This is a genomic window from Polaribacter pectinis (assembly GCF_014352875.1).
In the GTDB taxonomy this organism is placed as follows: domain Bacteria; phylum Bacteroidota; class Bacteroidia; order Flavobacteriales; family Flavobacteriaceae; genus Polaribacter; species Polaribacter pectinis.
In genome coordinates this window covers 1,886,138-1,910,155 of the sequence record NZ_CP060695.1, presented here as the reverse complement: position 1 = coordinate 1,910,155, position 24,018 = coordinate 1,886,138, and the positions used below count along the sequence as shown (strand labels likewise).

The 24,018-nt window shown below is 29.3% G+C and carries 19 protein-coding genes, 1 other RNA gene and 1 pseudogene; 11 read left to right on the top strand and 10 right to left on the bottom strand.

Annotation, left to right across the window (positions count from 1 at the left end):
* The first annotated feature begins 1,255 nt into the window (after window positions 1–1,255).
* Together H9W90_RS08740 and H9W90_RS08735 are read left to right on the top strand one after the other, a co-directional pair.
* Window positions 1,256–2,068: a sialate O-acetylesterase gene (locus H9W90_RS08740; RefSeq protein WP_187481241.1), complete on the top strand. Its 813-nt coding sequence runs from the start codon at window positions 1,256–1,258 to the stop codon at window positions 2,066–2,068.
* 47 nt (window positions 2,069–2,115) lie between these two features.
* Window positions 2,116–2,496, top strand: a complete 381-nt coding sequence (locus H9W90_RS08735) for a T9SS type A sorting domain-containing protein (RefSeq protein ID WP_187481240.1) — start codon at window positions 2,116–2,118, stop codon at window positions 2,494–2,496.
* 581 nt (window positions 2,497–3,077) lie between these two features.
* Here H9W90_RS08735 and H9W90_RS15490 read toward each other — a convergent pair.
* Together H9W90_RS15490 and H9W90_RS08725 are read right to left on the bottom strand one after the other, a co-directional pair.
* Window positions 3,078–3,200, bottom strand: coding sequence for a hypothetical protein (locus tag H9W90_RS15490; RefSeq protein WP_302849805.1), 123 nt, complete (start codon window positions 3,198–3,200; stop codon window positions 3,078–3,080).
* Between the two features lie 600 nt (window positions 3,201–3,800).
* Window positions 3,801–4,865 (bottom strand): annotated as a pseudogene (locus H9W90_RS08725) (phage lytic cycle repressor MrpR family protein).
* Between the two features lie 170 nt (window positions 4,866–5,035).
* On the opposite strand from H9W90_RS08725, the gene H9W90_RS08720 reads away from it, so the two are divergent.
* Entirely contained in the window at window positions 5,036–5,389 is a 354-nt protein-coding gene (locus H9W90_RS08720) for a DUF7222 domain-containing protein (RefSeq protein ID WP_187481238.1), read from the top strand.
* A gap of 495 nt (window positions 5,390–5,884) precedes the next feature.
* Here H9W90_RS08720 and H9W90_RS08715 read toward each other — a convergent pair whose 3' ends face one another.
* The 4 genes from H9W90_RS08715 to ssrA form a co-directional block, all read right to left on the bottom strand.
* Complete coding sequence (locus H9W90_RS08715; RefSeq protein WP_187481237.1) at window positions 5,885–7,213, bottom strand: DUF3987 domain-containing protein; 1,329 nt, start codon at window positions 7,211–7,213, stop codon at window positions 5,885–5,887.
* 6 nt (window positions 7,214–7,219) lie between these two features.
* A complete protein-coding gene (locus H9W90_RS08710) occupies window positions 7,220–7,498 on the bottom strand; it encodes a helix-turn-helix domain-containing protein (RefSeq protein WP_187481236.1) in 279 nt (92 codons plus the stop codon).
* A gap of 70 nt (window positions 7,499–7,568) precedes the next feature.
* Window positions 7,569–8,345, bottom strand: coding sequence for an RteC domain-containing protein (locus H9W90_RS08705; protein ID WP_187481235.1), 777 nt, complete (start codon window positions 8,343–8,345; stop codon window positions 7,569–7,571).
* Window positions 8,346–8,672: 327 nt separating this feature from the next.
* Window positions 8,673–9,067, bottom strand: a transfer-messenger RNA (tmRNA) gene (gene ssrA, locus H9W90_RS08700).
* Window positions 9,068–9,420: 353 nt separating this feature from the next.
* On the opposite strand from ssrA, the gene H9W90_RS08695 reads away from it, so the two are divergent.
* The 5 genes from H9W90_RS08695 (at window position 9,421) to H9W90_RS08675 (ending at window position 12,738) form a co-directional block, all read left to right on the top strand.
* A complete protein-coding gene (locus H9W90_RS08695) occupies window positions 9,421–9,636 on the top strand; it encodes a hypervirulence associated TUDOR domain-containing protein (RefSeq protein WP_187481234.1) in 216 nt (71 codons plus the stop codon).
* Window positions 9,637–9,694: 58 nt separating this feature from the next.
* A complete protein-coding gene (locus H9W90_RS08690; protein ID WP_187481233.1) occupies window positions 9,695–10,900 on the top strand; it encodes an NAD(P)-dependent oxidoreductase in 1,206 nt (401 codons plus the stop codon).
* Window positions 10,887–11,111: a DUF3820 family protein gene (locus tag H9W90_RS08685; RefSeq protein ID WP_187481232.1), complete on the top strand. Its 225-nt coding sequence runs from the start codon at window positions 10,887–10,889 to the stop codon at window positions 11,109–11,111. Before H9W90_RS08690 ends, H9W90_RS08685 begins: the two co-directional genes overlap by 14 nt.
* 84 nt (window positions 11,112–11,195) lie before the next feature.
* A complete protein-coding gene (locus H9W90_RS08680; protein ID WP_187481231.1) occupies window positions 11,196–12,062 on the top strand; it encodes a mechanosensitive ion channel family protein in 867 nt (288 codons plus the stop codon).
* Between the two features lie 304 nt (window positions 12,063–12,366).
* Window positions 12,367–12,738, top strand: a complete 372-nt coding sequence (locus tag H9W90_RS08675) for a DUF1801 domain-containing protein (RefSeq protein ID WP_187481230.1) — start codon at window positions 12,367–12,369, stop codon at window positions 12,736–12,738.
* Here H9W90_RS08675 and H9W90_RS08670 read toward each other — a convergent pair whose 3' ends face one another.
* A complete protein-coding gene (locus H9W90_RS08670) occupies window positions 12,739–13,692 on the bottom strand; it encodes a transglutaminase domain-containing protein (RefSeq protein WP_187481229.1) in 954 nt (317 codons plus the stop codon). It lies immediately after the preceding gene.
* A gap of 211 nt (window positions 13,693–13,903) precedes the next feature.
* Window positions 13,904–14,722, bottom strand: coding sequence for a 3-deoxy-8-phosphooctulonate synthase (gene kdsA / locus H9W90_RS08665; protein ID WP_187481228.1), 819 nt, complete (start codon window positions 14,720–14,722; stop codon window positions 13,904–13,906).
* Window positions 14,723–14,790: 68 nt separating this feature from the next.
* Here kdsA and H9W90_RS08660 point away from each other — a divergent pair, with 68 nt between their 5' ends.
* The 3 genes from H9W90_RS08660 to H9W90_RS08650 are packed head-to-tail and all read left to right on the top strand — an operon-like array spanning window position 14,791 to window position 16,692.
* A complete protein-coding gene (locus tag H9W90_RS08660) occupies window positions 14,791–15,807 on the top strand; it encodes a M20/M25/M40 family metallo-hydrolase (protein ID WP_187481227.1) in 1,017 nt (338 codons plus the stop codon).
* Between the two features lie 28 nt (window positions 15,808–15,835).
* Window positions 15,836–16,336 carry a DUF4136 domain-containing protein gene (locus H9W90_RS08655; protein ID WP_187481226.1) on the top strand — a complete coding sequence of 167 codons (501 nt, stop codon included), beginning with the start codon at window positions 15,836–15,838 and terminating at the stop codon, window positions 16,334–16,336.
* Complete coding sequence (locus tag H9W90_RS08650) at window positions 16,336–16,692, top strand: TfoX/Sxy family protein (protein WP_187481225.1); 357 nt, start codon at window positions 16,336–16,338, stop codon at window positions 16,690–16,692. Before H9W90_RS08655 ends, H9W90_RS08650 begins: the two co-directional genes overlap by 1 nt.
* 36 nt (window positions 16,693–16,728) lie before the next feature.
* Here the strand turns inward: H9W90_RS08650 and H9W90_RS08645 are convergent, their stop codons facing one another.
* Both H9W90_RS08645 and H9W90_RS08640 read right to left on the bottom strand, forming a co-directional pair.
* Window positions 16,729–17,211, bottom strand: a complete 483-nt coding sequence (locus H9W90_RS08645; RefSeq protein WP_187481224.1) for a hypothetical protein — start codon at window positions 17,209–17,211, stop codon at window positions 16,729–16,731.
* Between the two features lie 92 nt (window positions 17,212–17,303).
* Window positions 17,304–23,867, bottom strand: coding sequence for an alpha-2-macroglobulin family protein (locus H9W90_RS08640; protein WP_187481223.1), 6,564 nt, complete (start codon window positions 23,865–23,867; stop codon window positions 17,304–17,306).
* Between the last annotated feature and the right edge of the window lie 151 nt (window positions 23,868–24,018).

The following is a 24,018-nucleotide window of genomic DNA, read 5'->3' as shown; positions in this document are numbered from 1 at the left end:
AAGGGAAAGGGGGTATTGTGTAAAACACTGTTTACTATTTGTTTATGTTGAAAAGTATACGTAAATTCTTATTATAAAAACATAAATTGTAATTGAAAAGTATCGACACCAGATTTTAGTTTACTAATTGCTAACATAAGGATAATGTTCAATAAATAGAATAGCATTACAAGTGAGAAATCCGGGTAATTATTTATGCCATCCACAAATGGTTTTAAGATATACTGATTAATAATACACAAAACTACACCTAAAGATTTAAAGACAAAAACGTTTTTTTTCAGTAGCATCTTTTTTAAGATGAGATTTGTAAACGTCAATTCCAAATAAAGTAATAGAACTATTTAAAAAGAACTTAAGATTACCCCAAATAATACATCAGCAAAGAATCCACCCAAACTTGCTAGCAAAACTTCTGTTACTAATTTTGGACATACTTGTTCTAGTTTGGTTAATGTAACTCTAACATATCAAACGCAAAGACTCCAAGTAAAACAATATTTACTATTCCTAATATTTTTTAAATGAAGCTAATAATAATCCTTTTAGACTTTTTTTTATTTTTTTGCACCTAATGTTCTTTGAATAATTACTGACACCTATGATGCTTTAACAATACATTCAGAAGTTTTGCAAAAAAAAACAATAAGATAAAAGTGAGAACAAAAAGAAGTAGAGAAATTATTAATTTTTTAAACCAAAAACCATCCAAAAGCATATATGCTTTTGGATGAAAAAAAATAATTTATGTCAGTTTTGATTAAATGGCAATATGTATATTATTGCGATTAAGAATATACAAATGAAAGGTTCAAAATAAAAGAAGGTAGCATTCCCATAAAGTAATTAATATTAGCTTATCCAAAAGAAAAACTAACCCTCTTGTGTTGGTTTTTTCAATATTTCATTGCAAACTGATTCTTCGCCTTCAGATACAGGAATATTAGCTGCAAACGTCACTAGTCATTCTGGAGATTACCCCGTTTGAATAATCTCTTTGATCCATAATTCATTTATAGGCTTTATATTATGTAAAATAAGGTTTTGTTTAGTTAAATTAAAAAACAACATAGTTAAGTATTCAAACGAAAATTATTTCTCCATTTCTGGATATTTTAAAATGAAAATTTTAACTAAACCGATATACAATAGTATATTGCTCAATATCACCCCTAAGTTAACTGTAAAATACCCCAATTATTATTCGTTTATGATTTAATTTGAATATCATTCTTTTAAGCTTAAATTAAATATTATGAATTGTACAAGACTATTAATTTTAATTGCTATTTTGTTTATTACTATACCCACAAAGGCTCAAAACATTATTGATACCTGGATAATTGCAGGTCAATCTAATTCTGAAGGCTATGGCATCACAGAAAACCCAGTTGGTGGTCTAGTATCTTCAGAAACCCTGTCTGATATTGGTAGATCCGACCTTAATGTTGTTCATAATAATGTTAGATTTTTTCATGGTTCTACCGAGAGTAGTGATATTCCAACATCAGCAGGTATGGATATGGCTCCAAAAAATGCATGGCATTCAATGACTTCTTATGAAGGAATGTGCTTTGATTGGGGTAATGGAAGAGGTAGTGAATCTGGTCGAAGGTTTGGCTCTGAACTGTCTTTCGGCTTCGAAATGCAGAAATATTTAACTGAAGAAATTGCACTAATAAAATTTGCTAGAGGAGGAACATCTATAGCATCATCTACTTCACTATTAAATGATGGCTACTATCATGATTTTGATCCTAGTGACTCAAGATTAAATCAATACGATAAATTGATAACAACAATCAGCAATGCCACATCCAATTTACCAACTGGAAATGTTCTTAGAATTAAGGGTATTCTTTGGATGCAGGGTGAAGCAGATGCAAAAACGACTGCTAAAGCAAATGCATATGAGGCTAATTTAACGGAGTTTATCAATCTAATACTAGCTGATATAGCAGCCATAGCAGGAACAAGCAATGGAAAACTGGTTTCGGATACAACATGGGGAGAAACGTCATTTTTTATTGGAACAATTGCAACACCAGGGGGGGCGGAGATATTGTAAGAACTGCTCAAGCAGCTGTAGCTTCTTCTAATTCAAATGTACACACTGTGGATGCTACTAATAATCTTTCATTGATGTCAGTTGATGATTGGGGAGGCAACGGTATACATTATGACACATCTGGTCAAGTTGAGCTTGGGGAGCGTTTTGCTACTGAAGTAATTAATACAACGTATGGCAATTTGTCGGTAGGGGAGATTGAAAGTGAGGCTAATATTAGGATAACGCCTAACCCAGCATTAAATAGTTTAGAAATAACAAACATTTTGACCAGTTATAAGTATACTATTTATTCAATAACTGGCAAACAAATATGCACAGGTAGAATATTTCCTTCTGAAACACAGGTAAACATTAATCAACTTAATAATGGGATGTATTTCCTCAAATTGGATACCGGAAATGTCATAAAGTTTATTAAAAAATAAAAATTGAAGGAAATAAAATATAACAATGCTTTAAAAGTATACCTGTTTTGCTTTTTCTTATGATGGTCCTGATTTGAAAACCTACTCTTTGCTTTAAAAGAAAATATTGATTTCAAATCTTTATTTTATGCTTGTTCATTAACTAAAAGAGTTTTTATGTTCTTTACAAGAAATAAAAAAAGAGTGCTAGAAGAACGAATCTCATTTTTTTGTTTTTCAAAGCAACATCCATGAATCCAATCAATATTTCCAGAAGGTGTTTTAATTTGGTACCTATATTTATTTCTTCTCCTTTAATTGTAACCATAATTTTAGTATCTGATTTTTTGTCTAAAAATACGACCATAGAATTTATAGCCAGATTTCCAATTTTATCAGCATCTAAATTTGGACTCGTTCTTACCCTTAAATTATCAACTGTTATCAACAGTCTTTTTCCCTCAAAATCTGAATTGAGAACCTCTTCTTTCTTAACATCTATGTTTTATTCTGAAAAAATAATCAATTAGCCAAATTAGGAAAAGGACTTATGCTTATTAAAAAAAAATAGTAATAATATTGAGATTAATAAAATTATTTTTTTATTTATTTAGTGGTTTACTTTTATAACCAAAGTATAAACTAATCGTTCCAAATCCGATAGCAATTAATTTAAACCAAATTGTATCATATTTTCCTCCTCTTGCAAAAGGCGAAATTTCCATCTATAAACTGTTATGAAAAATCAATATAATTTAAGTAGTCTATTGAGAAAAAAAATAGCCATCAAAAATAAAAAACTTATCATTGAATAAGTTAAATATTTTCCTTTTTCCTTTTTCTATTTTTATTATGTAGCCTTTATTCAGGACGGGTCACAATGAATGGCAACGTGTTTCTTTAGTTTGTATTAAATATCTTTAGATAGAAAAAGAGGAGAACTATAACGTGTTTTAGAATAATTGTATTATTCCATTTGTTTTTTCGTTTTCTGTAATTATATTCCAATTCAGATTTGAGTCAAATTCTAAAACATCGTGTTCATTAAATCTCCTATATCTATTACTTTTCCGCTATCCTTTTCAAATTGAGTCATTAGACATCAGAATAATTATTTTATTAATTAGAATGAGTAAAATCAGAACTTTTAAATATCTATAAGTCTTTTTCATTCAGTTTCTATTTCGATTAAGTACTGCTTGGTTAAATTACTTACAACTTGTTTATTTGCTTATGTTTAATCAGTATGCTTTTTTAGGCAGGTTATACTAATGTTTTGCAATTATATTTATAAACACTATTTGTGTTTATAAATATAATTTATTCTACAATTCATCAAAGAGATTTTTAATGTTTTTAAGGCTTGTTTGTGTAACAAGAGTATAGATCATTGTTGTTTTTGGACTACAATGACCCCATAATTCTTGAATGTACCTGAAGTCTGTTCCGTTTTCTAACAGATGGGTGGTAAAAGTATGTCGTAAGGTATGTTATGTAACCTTTTTTGAGATTTTAGTGTTTTTTAAAGCTTTTTTAAAATGGCTTGTGCACAAGTATCACTATATTTTTTCGCATTTTGTCTTTCAAATTAAAAAAACTTTAGGCTTGTATGCTAAATAGTACTCCCTAAAAAGTCTTAAAAACAAATGAGATAATATTGTATATCTATCCTTTTTACCTTTAGCTTGTTTAATATGAATTAGCATCCTTTTGCTATCAATATCAGTAATTTTTAAATTTAATGCTTCACCAATTCTAAGCCCCCCAGAATAAAGAAGACTCAACAGTGTTTTATGTTTAAGGTTTGTAAGATTATTAAAGATAGATTTAATTTCTTCAACACTTAAAACTGCGGGTAATTGTCTCTCTTTTTTGGGTCTTTCAATATTTAATTGATTAATTTCAATTCCTTTAAATACAAGAAATTTTTTAATCCCATTAATACATTGGTTTTGATAAGAAACAGATCTATTAGCAAGAAAAATAAAATCATAATTAAACTGCTCAATTAATTTTACAGTGTAATTTTCAGTTTTTTTTAGCAGCCTATATCGTAAAAAGAAAGCTGTTACCTCAACATAGGTGTTAACGGTGTTTTCACTTAACCTTTTTTGCTGCAACCATTTTTTAAATTTTGATAGTTCTAGAGTTATGCTGCCAGATAAAGTAGGTAACAACAATTTGTAGTCTTCTTTTAATGGAGCTGTTACTTGTTTTTTTAGTTTATCATAATTTACAAACCAATTTTTTAATCTGATATGACTATATAATAAACTTCTATTATCTGAAGAATCTATAGTATAGAAAGATTTTAATGTTTTACTCCATTTTACTTCAGCTAATAATTTTATATGGTTTTTTATTTCCTCATCAAAAGGAAAGTTGATCATAACAATATTAGAGCCTTTATGGCTGTTAGGTAGTATAGTAATTGATTTCATAGCAAATGCATAGCCAAGATAATGAAATTTTACTAATAATAACGATTTTCTTTAATCTTAAAAATACTATTTAAGGATCTTATTAAAGTGTTCAAGCCCTTAGACATAAAACAAATATTATGTCTAAATTAAGTAAAAAACAATTTTTAGAGAATTACAGCTCCTTTCCAGAATTCCATAAAAAATTATTAGAGCAAGGTGGAATAGAATGGAAACAATTAATTAAACATCCACAAGATTATTATGTAGCAAATAGCGGATCAGTACCAGGGTTTATTTTTTATAATGACACAATCCAGTTCGCAAAAAGACATCATCTGAAAATTTTACAAATTCTAGATGAGTACGAAACTGAATGTGGAAAATTAGAAAACAAACCGAGTCCAACAGATGAAACTCAGTACTTTAACTGGCTAGCTTGGTTTGCTTGGGAGTCAATGATGAGTGAAGTTATTTCATTTATAGAAGGTTAAAAAAGAAAAATAGAAAGAAGTAATTCTTTCTATTTTTTATCCTATTATCTATAGAGGTGGTAATCGTGGTAATGCTGGTACATCTCAACAGTGGTAGGGGTTTAATAGGGGGTTAGAAGTGGTAATCGAGTGGTAAGCGTGGTAAGGAGCAATAAAAAACCACCTATACAGAACCCTTAACTAAATAGATAGTTTTGATTAAAAATTAGAGACCCACCCCTCACAAAGTACTTTCTTCCAATTTACCACATCCTTAGGCCTAGTGATAGTATAGTGTACAGTGTGGGTGATTTTGTAAAATGGGTTTAAGTACTATTTTTAGTGTTCATCTGGCTGAGGTTATAAGGGGAGGTAAACCTGGTAATAGTGGTACACCTCAACAGGGGTAGGGGTTATGAGGAGTTTTAAAGTGGTAAGCTACTGGTAAATGGTGGTAAAGTATGTAAAAAACCACCTACTTTTAAATAGGTGGCTTAGTTTTAACATTAAACTTTTTTATTTAAACTTCTTTTTGTAATTCCCAACACTATCAACTCTCATAAAAAGATCTTTTTTATTTAGAAACCTGGCTAAGGAGCCTCCAGTAACTCTGTGCTTTTTAAATAATTCCGATTGCTCTCCTTTTTTGAACTCCAGGGGTAATTCTTTGAAAAGCTCTAGCTTGTTTTCAGTTAAGTTATCCAATGGATTTGTAGAAGACAACTTGTTATAAACTCGAAGTGCATTTTCTCTAAAATACTCTACCAATATTATAGCGTTATTTAAGCTTTTGTCTGATAACTGATCACTAAAGTTGTCTTTCGTTGTTTGATCTATCATCTCTAGAATTAGAGTAAGCCTCCAAACATAAGCTTCTAGCTTTGATTGTATTAATGTTTCTAGATCATCATTGTGACACTCTTTAACTTTTTCTTTCTGCCAATTCTTATAAATCTCTATTTGGCTTTCTGATGTTTTTAAAGTTTTATTATCAGTTGTAAATAAATCTTGAATTAGCTTGTCATAGTCCTGTGAATGATTGGTGTCTATTTGTTTTCCTGTAAATATATTTGGTTTTAAAATTTGAGGATAAACGAATAGGAACCTTGCTAAAAAACCATCATTTTCTCTGTTGTTTGCAGCCATCATTTTTAAAACATCTGGTTGCATACCTCCAAGAATATTTACATTAGGGTTTTCAACACGAATAGGCCCCTTAGATACTCTGTCAACAGAAATGGCATCACCATTAAAGAACTCTAAATACATTTGCTGATCGCCACCTTTTTTATATTTGTCAAAACTCTTGATCCATCCTAAGAGTTCATCTCTAAAAATTAAAACACCTTTTTTATTATGCTGAAGGGTTTCTGATAGTTTTTCTGGAGTGAAGTCACTAAGAATAGTTTTAATATAACGGGGTTTCTCTTCATTTTTCTCCTCAGAATTAGAATATTTCTGCATATCAGAATGGAACTTAGTAAAGCTTTTTTTATCCATTTCTGCTATGGGTTGTTTAGCAAACTTTAAAGGATGTGTTTTACCATCTCCTGAACGTCCAATGATGTTTAACCATAAAATAGGAGGGTTGTCAAAAGATCCGTTAAATAATTTTACGGAACTACCAATGGCAGTTGCACAAGTAGATAAGATTCCAGCACTTAAATATTCTGGATTATAACCAACAGTTTCCTCAGCATTTATTATTAAGTTTTGGATATTTTTTGGAAATATTCCTGTTGGAAAACTGTGTTCTTGGCTTAAAGTACTGTTGGGGGTTGTACTTGGAGTTTCCTGGTAATTTGATTTTTGAGTTTTTTTAGCTAGTGAGATAGAATTTTTCATAGTCAATTATTTTTTTAATTTTATAATTGCAGCTTCTACCTCTGATCTTATATAAAGAACTCTGCCAGATATTTGGTATTTTTGGAGAACTCCTTTTTTACTCATATTGTGAATGCTAGAGATATCCACTGATAGCATTTCTGCCACCTCTTTTCTTGTGAGATATTTAGTTGGTTCTTTGGGTTGGTAGAGTTTTTTTATTTCCTCGATTTTTCTATCGATGTAATTAAAGATTGGTAAGTTGTGTTCTTCCAGGGTAATACCCACTAATTGTACTTGCTTCATTGTAAAATAATTTTAAATTTCAGCAAAATTGCGAGTTTTTGAAACTTTGTAAAGATTAGTAACGTAGTTACTAACTAATGTTTTTTTTTCTTTTTTTACTAGTATCTCTTTTTTCTTGTTCTGATTTATTTATGAAAGTGGTAAAGTTTTTATTTAACTTATCAATAAAGGTGGTTTCATTTCCAGCGATTTTTCCGGTTATTTTCTGAACATTTTGTGAGAAATTCTTAAAATTAATTCCAAAGAGATTTCCGATAATATTGGCTATGTCTTTTTGTGATCCTTTAATACTTTCTGTTTCTACTAGTGCTTTTATTAGTTCTACTAATTCTGTTTTAGAACCAAGCCATTCTAATTGATTATTATGTGAAATTATTCCTTCAAAGTTTTCTTCGTTGACTTTATTTCTTTCATTATTTAAAAAAGCATTATACTCTAAAAGAGTAGCTCTAGTTACTATACTTTTTACGATTTCTATTTTCCCCTGTTTTCTGTAGTTAAAACTGTTAAAAAAAGTTTGTGCTGATTCGTCATTACCATAAAGAATTATACAATTATATAAGAAATTTTTAATAGCTTTTCTTCTTAAAATGACATCCAATGGATTTTGTTGGAGATATTCTAAATATAGATCTATTGATGTTCTGTTTTTATATGGTGTCTCCTTAAGTGATTTTCTTATGGTTGATTTTTCAAGTTCTATATATTCTAGAGTTTTTTCTTTGCTATTGAATGTGGCTAAGTCTAATTTGCATTCCGATATTTTTCTATCTGATGATCTATCAATATCCAATAAAATATTTGTAATTAAAACTTCTATTGAGCTTTCTTTATCTCCTTTTTTCATATTTAACTTTTAATTGAAAAATTTTACATTGCAATTTATTTTATTGCTTTGTAATAAAGAAAAAAACTACTACTTATTTATAAATTTTTTGTATTTTTTTTTTGATTATTATCTTTAATTTTTAAGAAATAAATTGATTAAATAACCATAATGTAATTTTAATTTTTAAAAGTTATACTATAGGGATTAAAGATTCTTTAACTTAAGGAAGGCGGTATCTATTTGTTTGCCTAAAGGGAAAATGGACACATAATCGGACACAAAAATGATTATTTTAGGGTGTATAAAAACCTAATCAACTATAGGTTAGTTGATTAAGTTTTTATTTTGTGGAGACGCCGAGAATCGAACTCGGGTCCAAACAAGCAGCCAAAAAGCTTTCTACATATTTAGTTCTTATTTAATTTTCGATCTAAAGCTGATTAAGAACAATCCACTTTAAACTTATCTTCTTTAGTTTCAAAAACCCGCCAAAGTTTCAGGTTTTCTATGTTTATTTTTACGATGCCCAAAAGTGAAACGCCATAAACCAAGGCTTTTCGTGGACATAAAGCTTGCACACCTTGTGTGCCGAGGCTAATCTTACTATTAATTCAGATTATGCAGCTAAAGCGTAGTTATCTTCGCCGTTTAAAAAGTTGAAATTAGGTTTAACGAGTGTTATTTCATAACTCGATATGCTTACAAATTCACTGTCCTTGCTGTCAAAACCAGTCGTCCCCTTAATGAAATAGCAAAACTTAATTTGCGTAATTGAATCAATGCTGAATTTATTTCAGCATCACATCAAACTTCATTTTATTTTTTCAAAGAACACTATTATTTAATCAAAAACAATACCAATAATTTGGGCGTTCCTTTGTTTTAAAAGCATTTAAAACTAAAGGCAGGCTTTCGCTACTCGTTTTTTGTTCCATTACCATTTCACAAAAGAACTCAAACAGGTCGCTCTATCCTTAACGCGGTCTGCAAAAGTACAAAAAGTTATAAGTTTAACAACGTTAGTTTTAAAGAATAATTAAGACAAAAAAACAGAATTAATTATTAACTTTAGACTTCAAAAAAAATAAAAAGTATGATTAAAAAAGGAACAAAAGTAACTTGGAAATGGGGTAGTGGATCAGCAGAAGGTAAAGTAGAAGAAACCTATACAAAAGAAACCACCAAAACAATTAAAGGAACAGAAGTAACCAGAAATGGAGAAAAAGGCAATAAAGCATTATACATCAAACAAAAAGATGGCGATTATGTTTTAAAACTTGAAAGTGAAGTAAGTAGAGCAGATTCATAAAATATAGTTGCAAGAGCCTTAAAAAACGAATATCTTCGAACCAATTAAAACAATATATATGAAGTTTGGTATTATTAAAGAACGCAAAAACCCACCAGATAGAAGAGTTGTATTTTCTCCACAGAAATTAAAAGAATTTCATGAACAATTTCCAAAAGCAATTTTGAAAGTTGAAAGTTCAGATATTCGAGTTTTTTCAGATGATTCCTACAAAAGTGAAGGAATACAAGTATCTGAAAAAATGGACGATTGCGATGTTTTATTTGGTGTAAAAGAAGTGCCTGTAGATAATTTAATTCCGAATAAAAAATACTTTTTCTTTAGTCACACTATTAAAAAGCAACCTTATAATAGAGATTTATTAAAAGCTATTTTAGATAAAAAAATAGAGTTGTTCGATCATGAAACCATCGTAAAAGAAAATGGCGCACGTTTAATTGGTTTTGGACGTTATGCAGGAATTGTTGGTGCTTACAATGGTTTTAGAGCCATTGGTTTAAAAAGTGGCGCTTTTCAATTACCAAAAGCAGAAATTTTAGACAGTCAGCAAGAATTAATAGAACAACTTCAAAATATAGCACTTTCTAATATTAAAATTCTTTTAACAGGAAATGGTAAAGTAGCTTATGGAGCTAAAGAAATGTTAGATGCTATGAATATTTTAGAAGTTACAACCGAAGAATATTTAAACAATACTTACCAAGAGCCAGTATATTGTTTAGTAGATGTTTTAGATTATAACAAACGAAAAGATGGTAAAGTTATAGATAATTCCGATTTTTATAACCATCCAGAAAAATATGAATCTAACTTTATGCGCTTTGCAAAAGTAACAGATTTCTTTATTGCTGGGCATTTTTATGGAGATGGAGCACCTTATTTATTTACCAGAGAAGATGCAAAATCTGCAGATTTTAATATAAAGTTTGTTGCAGATATTTCTTGTGATATTGATGGACCAGTAGCTTCAACCATTAGACCATCTACAATTGCAGAACCAATTTATGGTTACAATCCTACAACAGAAACCGAAGTAAATTTTAAAGATGATAATGCTATTGTAGTTATGGCAGTAGATAATTTACCTTGCGAATTACCAAAAGATGCAAGTGAAGGTTTTGGAGAAATGTTTTTAGAAAATGTTATTCCGGCTTTTTTCAATAATGATAAAGATGGCGTTTTAGAACGTGCAAAAATGACAGAAAACGGAAAACTGACAGAACGTTTTTCTTACTTACAAGATTATGTAGATGGAAGAGAATAATCTTCAAAATAGACAGTTTCTGATTGATTTATCAAAAATGAAAATGCCTTTTGGAAAATACAAAGGCAGGTTTTTAATTGATTTACCAGAACATTACATTGTTTGGTATCATAACAAAGGTTTTCCAAAAGGAAAATTAGGGCAACAAATGCATTTAGTTTATGAACTACAATTGAATGGATTAGAAGATTTGATTCGTAAAATCAAATAATTTTATTTTTCATTTTAAAATAAATAATGAGTATTTTTACTTTAATTAATCTACCATAGAATTCTTTTAATTCTATTAAAAAAAATGAACTTTACTGAATTATTCGACAATCCTATTTTTGTAAACATAGCATCAGTATTTTTACTTTTTGTTGTTGTTTACATCGTTATAAAAATGGCTCAAAAAGGAGCTACAAAGTTGGCAACAGACAATGCTTCTAAATATAAAATGAGAAAGTTTGTCAACTTTTTAGGCTACATCATTTTTGTTATTGGAATTATGCTAATTTTTAATGCAAAACTCTCCGGATTTGGAACTGCTTTAGGAGTTGCAGGAGCAGGGATTGCATTTGCATTACAAGAAATAATTGTGAGTATTGCTGGTTATATTGCCATTTTTACAAGTAACTTTTACAAAGTTGGCGATCGTGTAAAATTAGGTGGAATTAAAGGAGACGTTATTGATATTGGTATTTTAAGAACCACTTTAATGGAAATTGGCGATTGGGTAAATGGCGACTTATACAATGGTAAAATGGTACGTGTTGCCAACAGTTTTATATTTAAAGAACCTGTTTATAATTATTCTGGAGACTTTCCTTTTTTGTGGGACGAGATTACAATTCCTATCAAAACAGATGGCGATTATCAATATGCGAAAGAGAAATTTTACGAAATTCTAAAAGATGAAGTTGGTGATTTTTCTGAAACTTCTCAAGTTGCATGGAATAAAATGATTGGGACATACAGTTTAGAAAACGCAAGAGTAAAACCAATGATAACGATGGCTTTTGATGAAAACTGGATTACTTTCACGTTAAGGTACGTAGTAGACTACAAATCTAGAAGAGGCACAAAATCTATTTTATTTGATAAAATTCTAACTTCAATTAAATCTTCAAACGGAAAAGTTGAGGTTGCTTCTGCAGCTTATGAAGTTTTTAATAAGTAAAAGATCTAATTTTAATTTTCAATAAATTTCTAATAGCAACTCCATAAGTAATATGTGCAATTGCTAAAATAGAAAATGAAGAATACCAATAATTAGGATTTAAAAAACTAAATGTGAATGTTTTCCAACGATACGTCTTTGAGAAATGAATTAATTGTTGTCATTTTATATATTTTATTGAAAAAAATCTTGTAAATAAATAAAAGCAAATAAGAATACTAGCAAGACCTATTATAATAAAATGATTCTAATTAATTTCTTGTTTCATCATAATTTTTTAACTTTCGATAATATATAGTAACAAATGAAACCAGCAGAAGAATATATTTTAAATCAACCAGAACCTTTTAAATCTATTTTAATGCATTTGCAAATTTTAATTGAAGGTAGTTTTCCAGAAGTAGATTTGCAATTTAAATGGAAAATACCCTTTTATTATCTAAATGATAAACCATTTTGTTATTTAAATGCATCTAAAAAGAAAAAGTATGTAGACGTTGTTTTTTGGGTTTCTGCTCATCTAACAAAATACAACGAATTCTTAATTTCAGAGAACAGAAAAGTTGTAAAATCTTTGCGTTACAAATCTTTAGATGATATAAATGAAACTGTTTTATTATCTGTATTAGAAGAAGCACATCAACTAAAAGATAAAGGGTTTTACAAAAGAGATTAATTATTTTGTTTTAAACTGAAGTGCCGCTTCTTTATTTATATATAAAACTAATTCCGAGTTTTTTTGTGCATTTTTAATAGTTAAAGTAAACACATTGTTTTCTTTTGTAATATTGGGTTTTTCAGCATATCTCATTCCTTTAAAAGTGTAATAAATGATGGGATTTACTGGTAAGTCTTTAAATTTTAATTCAATATTTTTTGATGAATTAATAGGTATGATACCTTTTTTTGGAGATATTAATTCTGCTCTAGAAGTCAAAAAAGAATGTCCATAAATAGGTTGATTGTAAAATTCTTCTTTACTAATTCTACCAAAACGCAATACCCAAATAGAATCTTCTGGTAAATGAGTTTTAAAAATTTTTTCTTTGGGAATGTTGTAAAAATAATTATCAAACTTACGTACCCAACGTCCATTATATTCATAACCTGCAGCCCAAGTTGCATCTAAAATAATCCATTTATTATTTAGTTTTACAGCATTCCAAGCGTGGTTTGTTGTGCTTTCTGGTTTGCCAATTTCATCAGGTACATTTCTAACATTTCCTTTAATAACTTCAGCTTCTAAACCCAATAAATCACATATTTTTTTAAAAGCTTGGGCGTATTCTTCGCAAACTCCGGTTTTATTCAAAAAAGCTTCAGCAACAATTTCATCTTTTAAACCTTGCAGTTTTTGTTTTTTTTCTTCTTCAGTTGCATAACTAAAGTTATAACTTCTTTGTCTTGGTTTGTAAAATTCTTTTAGATTATACCTTATGTTTTTTGCTAACCAAAAGAATGCAGCTCTGGCTTTATCTTCATCCGAAGTAAAATCTCTATCAATTTTAGTGGCTAAATCTTCTACTTTAGAAAATCGTGGATATTCTAAAACCAAAGAATCTACCTTTTTAAATTCTTGCGAATTTGTGGCAATAGAAATAAATAAAAAGAAAAATAGCAGTTGTTTCATAATTATTAAAGGATAACAATTTTATTAGTCAAAAATTGTGCCTTTTTTTAAAAAGATAAACCCTTTAGATTTTAATTCTAAAGGGTTTGTATTTTTTTATTGAGATTGAGTAAGTGCGTTAAGGATTGAGCGGTCTGTTTGAGCTCTTTTTTCTTTTTCAGAAAAAAAGCGAGTAGCGAAAGCCTGTTAAAACGCCCAAAAAATAAAACTATTATAAATTATTAACCGTTTTTCTAATAGCTACTAAATTTGTCATTAAACGCTCGAAATTGTCTAAATGTAACATATTTGCGCCATCAGATTTTGCATTTGCTGGGTCGAAATGTGTTTCTATAAATAAACCATCTACGTTATTTACAATTCCTGCTCTGGCAATAGTTTCAATCATATCTGGTCTTCCACCAGTAACTCCAGCAACTTGATTTGGCTGTTGCAGAGAATGTGTAACATCTAAAATTGTGGGTGCAAATTCGCGCATTTCTGGAATTCCTCTAAAATCTACAATCATATCCTGGTAACCAAACATGGTTCCTCTATCTGTAATCCAAGCTTTATTAGAGCCAGCATCTTTTACTTTTTGCACTGCGTGTTTCATTGCAGCAGGACTCATAAATTGTCCTTTTTTTAAGTTGACAACCTTACCTGTTTTTGCAGCTGCAACCACTAAATCTGTTTGACGAACCAAAAAAGCAGGTATCTGTAAAACATCTACATATTCTGCCGCTTTTGCAGCGTCTGAAACTTCGTGAATATCTGTAACTGTTGGCACACCAAAAGTTTCGGAAACTTTGCGTAAAATCTTTAATGCTTTTTCGTCTCCAATTCCTGTAAAACTATCAATTCTACTTCTGTTTGCTTTTTTAAAACTTCCTTTAAAAATATAAGGAATTTCTAATTTATCGGTAATTGTAATTACTCTTTCAGCAATTCTCATTGCCATTTCTTCGCCTTCAATTGCACAAGGACCAGCTAATAGAAAAAAGTTATTTGAATTTGTGTGTTTTATATTCGGAATTTCAGATAAAATCATTTGTAAAAATTTTCAACAAAAATACGAAATTAAATTAGCTATATTTATGCTTTTAAAACTCAAATAAAATGAAAAAATTAAACCTTATTTATATTGCCCTTTTTGCAGTTGTATTTTCTTGTAAAGAGAAAGTTAAAGCATCAAAAGTTGAGAAAAAAATAGCAACTATTGATTCTGTAACAGTTAAAAAACACCTTTATACATTGGCTTCAGATGATATGGAAGGTAGAATGACAGGAACTCCAGGAATTGAAAAAGCTGCAAAATATATAGAAAATGAGTTTAAAAGAATAGGGCTTAAAACCTATGATACTTTAAAAGATTACAGACAAACTTTTACATTTACCAACAGAAGAACTAAAGAAGATATTACCACAAGTAACATTATTGGTGTTTTGGAAGGAAAGAGCAAAAAGGATGAATATGTTATTGTTTCTGCCCATTATGATCATTTAGGAATTAGAAAAAAAGAAGGACAATTAGATAGTATATACAATGGTGCAAATGATGATGCTTCTGGTGTAACTGGAGTTTTGGCTTTAGCTGAATATTTTAAAGATAAAGGAGAAAACGAAAGAACCATTGTTTTTATAGCATTTACTGCTGAAGAAATGGGGTTAGTTGGTTCTACACATTTTGGTAAAGGTATAGATGCTAGTAAATTTATAGCAGGAATTAATTTAGAAATGATTGGAAAAGTACCAAATTCTGGTCCAAATACCGCTTGGTTATCTGGTTTTGATCGTTCAGATTTTGGAAAGATTGTTCAGAAGAATTTAGAAGGTTCTGGTTATCAATTATTCGCAGATCCATATCCTAAATATAATTTATTTTTTAGATCAGACAATGCATCATTAGCAAGATTAGGTGTTCCTGCTCATACATTTTCTGCAACACCCATAGATATAGATAAAGATTATCACCAAGCTTCTGATGAAGCTGAAACTTTAAATATGACAGTGATTACGCAAACCATAAAAGCCGTTGCCAAAGGAACTGAAAGTATTATTAATGGTACAGATACACCAACAAGAGTTGTGTTAACTGAAGAGGAAATGGGAGGAAAGAAAAAAAAGAAAGAATAAGTTTATGAAATATTTAAAGTTCATTTTTTTGTTATTTTTAATAAGTTGTGGAACATCTAAAGTAGTTTCTGATTACGATTCTAAAACTGATTTTAAAAAATATAAAACGTTTGATTTCTATGAAGATAATGGAGAGAGTTTAAATGAATTTGACGTTAAAAGAATTACTACTGCAATTGAAAGTGAGTTAAAAAATGCAGGAATGAATTATAATTCTAACCCAGATTTTTTTATTTATTTTGATGCGAAAACTTCTGAAAGTCGAAGTAATAATACTATTGGAATTGGTATAGGAAGTGGAGGAAGAAATGGCGGAATTGGAATTTCTGGTGGAATACCAATAGGAGGTAAAAAGTTAAATGAAGAAATTAGTATTCGTTTTATTGAAGCAAAAAATAATAAATTATTTTGGGAAGGTTCTTTAACATCTAGCATAAAAGAAAATAGAAAAACAGAAGAAAGAAAATTGCATTTGCAACAGCTAATAAAAAAAATAATAAGCGAATATCCACCAAGTAAAAGTTATTAATGGCTTATAATGAGTATTTATCAGATAGAGTTTCTCAGTTTTTGAATGAAAAAAGTGTTTCTTTTATCACTAAAAAAATGATGGGAGGATTGTTATTTATGGTAGATGATAAAATGTATGTTGGTGTAAATAATGATGAAATTATGGCAAGAATAAACCCCAATATTTACAAAGAATCACTACGAAAATCTGGTTGTAAAGAAATGAATTTTACAGGAAGGCCAATGAAAGGATTTGTGTTTTTAACAGATGAAGCCATAGATTTAGACAAAGACTTACATTATTGGTTACAATTAGCATTAGATTTTAATCCGTTAGCTAAAGCAAGTAAAAAAAGAAAATCCTCTAAAAAATAATTTTAGAGGATTTTTAATTTATTTTAAAATGTAGTTTTAGAATTGGTATCTAATACTTAATGCGATGTCATTATCATAGTCATTAAAAGTTTTACCAAAACCAAATTCTGGTCTTAAGTCTAATGAAAGTAAGATTGGTGCAGAAGGAAAGTTGTACTCGATTCCAACATCACCAGCAGCAAAAACAAAAGTTTCAGAAAAATTATTGTTGTTGTCTTTTCCACTGTAGTTACCTAAACCACCACCAACACCTGCGTACCAGTTAAAACCACCATCAATATTCCAAACCCATTGGTAAAGACCAGTAGCTTTAAAACCGTCGTAATTATTGTTGTCTCTTAAACCTAAATCTATTTCTAATCTGTTATTGTCACCCAATGCTCTTTGGTAAGAAATTTCTCCTCCAAAACCATCATTGTCACCCAAACGTAAACCAATCGCGTTTTTAGAAATACTTTGTGCATTTGCTGAAAATGCTCCAGCTACTATAAGACCTATAATTAAAAGTGTTTTTTTCATAATTTATATTTTATTGTGATTGAACCACAAAATTAGACTTATAATTCCATTCGAATGAACTCATTTAGAATATAAATTGATACAAATGAGTTTTATTTTTCAACTGTTAAACGAACTCCTTTAGAATGACTGCTAAATTCTGGAGCATACATACTTTGTATGGTTGTAATTCCGTTGCTAAAATCACCAGCATTATTAACTCTAACATCATATTCAAAAATGTAAACTCCTTTTGGTAAACGATCGAAAAAGAAATTAGTAGCAGCATCTTTTGTACTTTCATAATACCCTAAATTGTCTTGCCACTTGTATTTAGAAAGTACGTTAATTGGTTCTACTCCAGAAGCTCTCATGTCTTTCATGTGAATAAATTCCATATCTCTATCTGAACGTAACTCAATTCTTACAGTAATTAAATCTCCTACTTTTAAATTGGTGTTTTTTGTAATTTCTTGCAATTCTTTTCCTGCATTTGTATTTACTTTTTTGAATAGTTTCTTATTTAATTTAAGCGGAGTTTCTGCAGAAGTAATTTTGTCTAAATCTTCAAAATATTGCCAATACAAACCTCCCCAAGCAATTCCGTTTCCTTTTTTATTGATGGTAACTTCGCTCATATTTGGTTTTATTTCAGATCCATTCCAAGATGTTTTAAAATAACCAGTTCCAGCTTCTACTTTTACACCTTCTAATTTAGACGGATTTATATTTTGATCACCAATTTTAATGTCTACCATTTCTGTAACTGAAACCCAATCACTTCCATTCAATAATAAAGCATACACAGCTTCTGTAGTTGCTTTTGTTGTTTTCCAACGATTTGTTTGCTTGTTTTTTAGTAACCAAATTTTTAGATTATCAATAGTTTTTGTGTCATTTTCGATTTCAGAAAACACCTCTATCATTAATGCTTGTGTTTCAACAGGAGCTTCATAATAGTAATAACCAGCAGTGTTGGTTTTCCAATACATTCCTAATTCATCTGAAGTGATTGAATTTTCTTTCAACGATTTTAAAATCTTGTTTGCAACTTGTTTTTTATCAGTTCTAAAAAGCGATAATGCAATTTGTCCTTTTGCATATAAATTATAATCGTTCCAATATTCAGCAGATTGATTTCTGTAATAATCAACAGCAGTTTTTAGTTTATCATTTATAGAAATAGTATCATAAAAACTACGCATGTATAAATATTGAATGGTAAAATAACTCAAGTGATTTTTCGCTAGATAGGCTGTATATTCTTGTTCACCTTTCTTTTTTGTCTTCGCTCTTTGTTTAATTTCTTCAGCTCTTTCTAGTAGTTTATTATAGTTTTCTAACAATTCGTTATCTAAAAATTTTACAGATTTTTCAATCATTTTTTTTGTTGATGTATCAAAATCAGTAACTCCTAATTTTTGTAAATGACCAAAACCAGTAGCAATATGTTGTGTAATAAAATTGCTCTCATATCTTCCGCCTTTAAACCAAGGAAATCCTCCAGAATTCAGCTGTATTTCCTCTAGTTTATTAATAGCTTTTTGCTGTTCATTTTTCATTTTATTCAAATCGAATAATAAGGCAATTCGTTTCTTTTGCTCGGTTTCCGATTGAGCATCTCTTAACCAAGGCGTTTCTTGAATAATCAATGATTTTAATTCTTGATTTTTCTCCAAATTAGATAATAATGCGTCTGAAGATTTCCAAGCATTAAAAACTTCTTGAATTCTTGGGTTGGAATTCGCCACAAAACTCGCCAATGTATTTGCGTAATATCTAGAGAATGTTTGTTCTGCACATTCATAAGGATATTCCATTAAATATGGCAAAGATTGTATGGCATACCAAACAGGATTAGACGTCATTTCTAAAGTCAACTTGTGATTTTTTAAAGTTGAAGAAGTATTATTTTTCAATTTATCTAACGTAAAAGTTTTGGTTTGGTTAGAACGAACCCACATAGGAACCGTTTCTGTAACCAACATTCTATTAGATAAAACCGGTAACACATTTTGTTCTCCGTCAGAAAAATCACCAGCTTTTGCCACAATTTTATATTGTACAGCTTGCACAGTTTCAGGAATTGATAGGTTCCAAGAAACATTGGTGTTTCCATCTTTATCAACAGAAAAATTCTTGTTTGAATCTGTGTTTTCTAAATCTTCATTAATCTCTTTTCCTGTAATTGCATCTGTTAAAATCAGTTTTGCGAAACCAGACAATTTGTTATTGGTCAAATTTGTAATTTTTGCAGATAACACAATTTTATCTCCTTCTCTTAAAAAACGTGGTGCATTTGGTACCACCATTAATTCTTTTTGAGTTACAGTTGTTAGTGTTTTTGTTGTTGATTTTAATGTTTTAGTATGTGCTAATAATTGTAATTTCCATTTTGTAAGTGCTTCTGGCATTGTAAATGAAAAACTTACTTTACCATCTTTATCAGTTTTTAATTGAGGAAAAAAGAAAGCAGTTTCTTTAAAATTCTTACGAGCTTGTACTTGAGAAAGTTCCTTATTCAATTTTGCTTGTCCAGATTTTGTTGTAATTATTACAACTCCATTTGCAGCTTTTGCACCGTATAAAGAAGTTGCAGCTTCGTCTTTTAAAACATTCATTTCTGCAATTTCATTTGGACTTAAATTCATTGTATCTACAATAACTCCATCAATAACATATAAAGGTTTGTTTGCTCCAGAAAGACTTCCTAACCCTCTTATAATTACATTTTCTGAAAGCTCATCACTTTCAACTCCAGCAACTTTACCTTCAATAGATTCAGACTCTATTATACTTACAGCGCTAGAAAGGTGTCTTTTGTTTATAGTTCCATAACCTGTTACTACAACTTCTTCTAAATGTTCTGCACTTTCTTCTAACTTAACATTCAAATGTGTTTGCTTGTCAACTACAACTTGTTTAGATAGATAGCCTAAATATCCAAAAGTTAAAACGTCTCCTTTTTTAATTTTTATGGAGTAAAAACCATCAAAATCTGTTTCTGTGCCAAAAGTAGTTCCGTTTATTACGATAGAAACTCCAGGTAAAGCTCCAGATTCGTCTTCAACAATTCCAGTAATGGTTCCATCAAAATCTTTTCTAGTACTTTCTAATTTAGTTTTTACTTTTCTTAAATAATTTCTTTGATCCCAGTTGTTAAAACTAAATCCAAACCAATTGTAGGTATCATGTCTTATAGTAGGGAAATTGTAATAGTTTCTTTGATTATTTTTAATTTGAAAATACGTATTTCTAAAACTATGGTTTGCGTTACTTCTAGAATACGAATAGTAAGGTTGCTTTGATGATACAGGATTAAAACTCCAATTATGAGATTTAAATTCGTCTAATGAGGCATCATACATAGAAGCTAAAACTTCTGCTGCAACTGCATCATTTTTGTCATTTTTTATACTGAAACTCCAAGTTTCATCTTGCCCAGGTTGTAATTTATCTCTAAAAATATTGGTTTCTACTGCTATGTTTTCTATTACTTCAGGAACATTAATTAATAAACTTCCACTTTCGAAATAATTGTAATTCACAAAATGATATTTTACAGCAAACCCGCCTAAATCATCTTTTTTTACGGGTATTTTTATTGTTTTAGTTTTGTTATTTAATTTGTACAAACAAGTTTCTACTATTGTATGATTTTTTTCAGTTTGTATAATAACAGTCATGTTTTTAGAAGCAGAACCAATTTGTAGTTCAACAACATCCCCAATTTTATAAAATGTTTTATCAGTATTAATTACAAACAATTTATTGTCTGCAATTGCAGTTTCTTTAGTTGAAAAAACATTGAATCTATTTTCGTCTTTTACTTTTTGACCGAATTTGTCTTCACTTTCTAAAATGATTATATATTTACCGGAAATCCATTTTTTTGTATTCTTTAAAATGATTTCTTTTGAAGCTTCTGTATCAAATTTAGTATTGAAAACAATGTTCCCTTTTTTCCAGTTTTGTGCATCAGCTTCATCATTAGTGTAAGGGTCATTTGGAAAGAGTTTGCGAAACTCGTTTTCAGGAATGTCTTGATATTCTGGTGCATTCCAAGGTCTTTTTCTTAACGGATTTTCAGGAGCAATTAATTTGTAAATTTTTATACTTCCTTTTGCAGGTACAAATTCTCCGTTTAAGTTTTTTGTATCAATAGTTATCTTGTTTTCATCTGCATTTTTATCAATTTTGTCATCAATTGAAACAGACGCAAGTAAACTATGATAACCAACTTTTACAAGGCTTGTTGCGCTTCTTGTCTCGCCATTAATATCTGTAACATCTGCTGTTATTTCATAATTAAAAACTGGCAAACTCTCTTTAGAAACACTTTTATCTGGAATTGCTTTAAAAATAATCTCAAATTCTCCTTTATCATTTGTTATCGTTTCTCCATTGGTAATTTCTTGAGATTCTGAACCCACATTTGGTCTTCGCCAATAATACCAACTTGGGTATTGCACTTTTCTGTGAACTCTATATACCACTTTGGCATCAGTAATTGTTGCGCCAGAAAAGGCTTTAGCAAAACCTTTTACAGTAATAGAATCGTTAATTTTAAAGGTTTCATTTATAGGTTTGAATTCAGTTTCGAATTTTGGTCTTTTATACTCTTCAACTGAAAAAAAATGTTCATTATAGTTGAAATCATAATTGACTTTGTCATAAAATTTACTATCATGTCCAAAATTTTCATCGATTTCTATGCTAAATTCCCCAGTTAAACCATTGTTAGGAATTATAAATTCTCCAGCCACAGAACCAAATTCATTCAGTTTTAAATCGAGTGTTTTAACTACTTGATTGTTTACATCAAATAAGGTAACTTCTACAAATTCATTTTTAAAAACTTCCGATTTTTCTCCTTGTTTTTTTAGAACAATTGCTTTAAAATACACAATTTGTCCTGGTCTGTAAATACTTCTATCCGTAAAAATAAAAGGTTTTATTCTTATTTTTTTATCATAATTATTACTGTAATTTCTATTATTTTCTCTTAAATAATGATTTCCAAAAGAAGCAACATCATCTTTTGTTTTTACAGAAATTGTTACATTTTGATAGTAAGTTTTAGCTTTAAAAGAAGCAAATCCGTTTTTGTCCGTAATAAGTTTTTTATTTATATAATCACCTCTATATTTTCTTTCATTTTTAATATGAATTTCAGCACCTTTAATTGGTTTTCCTGTGTTTCTATCTACTATTTGATAGTTGTGTTTGTTATCGAAATTATTTTCAATTAACGTTAAATTTGTAGCTTGTAAGGTTGTAGTTCCGTAGATTTTATCTTCTTTTAAATCTTCACTTTCAGACGCTAAAATTAAATACATTCCGTTTTCGAACTTCGGCAGAATTGTTTCTGTGGTATGTTGTAAATAATCTTCTTCGTTTCTTAAAGCATCTTGCCAGTTTTTTACTTTTTCAAAAGAAGTAATTAATTTCAATTTATCTTTAAATTGATAGGTTTTATGGAATGTAGTTAATTGCTCTTGCGAAATTTTATAAGCTGTAAAAAACAGTTTATCAATATTTTTATAATTGATTAACAATCTACTATTCGTATGAATAGGAATGTATTCTTCAGTAGTAATTTTTAAAGAAGTTTGCTCTATTTGGTTTTTTAGAATAGTGCATTTTCTAGCTGCTAAACTTTTTGGAAATTTTTTAATAACATCATCGCAAATAGCTATTGCTAATTTGTTTTCAGAAACTTCTCTGTGGTTTTTTGCAATTTCAAAAGCATACAAACCACCAACTTCATTGTTCTTATAATTTGCATAAGATTTATGAAATGTTGCAGACAGCGTTTCTTTTTTATTACTAAAAGTTCCATGAAGGTTTACAAATTCTATTCTATTTAAATCGGCAGCAACTAAAGCTTGTAAATTGTTGCTTTTTAAATGAAACTGAATTAGTTTTTGGTAGATTTTTAAAGCATTAAATTGAAGAGATAAACTATCTTCAGATACCAAATTAAGTTTAGAGAAAGTAGTAAGATCACTTAAATAAGTAATGTTATCTAGATGAAATTGATACGTTGGTTTTGTAATAGAAGTTTCTGAAGTTTTATAAAAGTCTAATGCATTATTTGCCAAGAAATCATACAAAGTTGGTCTGTATGTTTTTGCTCCTTTTTGTACTTCTAGAATAGGAGCAAAGTCGTAAATAGCTGTATTTTGAAGTTGTGTTGCATTCTCTAAAGAAGCTTCAAAATGACAATGAATTTCTTTAAAAAGTGTGTCTAAATCCCAAGTTCTAAAATCAGTTTCATCTACTTTATTTTCTGTTTTTGTTCGGTTGTAAAATTTATATCTGTTTTGTGTAAAGTATTGCCAATACAAGTTTGCTAATATATTTTCTAAAACGTTTTCTGTTGGGAAGTTACTTTTAGCAATGTGTTTTTTAAACGAATTAATCACTTTTAATTGCGCATCTTCTTCTAATGTTAAAGAGAATTTACTTTTGTAAAAAAGCGCTTTTATAATTTGTGGCGAGTTGTTTTCTTTTTCTGCTTTTGTATATATTTCTTCAACGATTTCTAATGCCGATTTTGGCAAATTGTCAACCTCTAATTTTTGGACTTTAAGCCAAAGATTGTCAAAGTTGTTTTGAGCATTTGTTAGAGAAGAAAATAATAATATCATTAATAATGTTGTCAGTTTTTTCATAATTCAGAGATTTTATGCTATCAAAGCATGTGTAAATCAGGTTGTAAAACAATCTAAAATTAGTAAACGCACCTTTTGGGTTTGTAAAACTACTTTTTCATTGAGTTTCATCCTAAATATAATCAATATTGTGCGAAGCTTTTGTATTTTT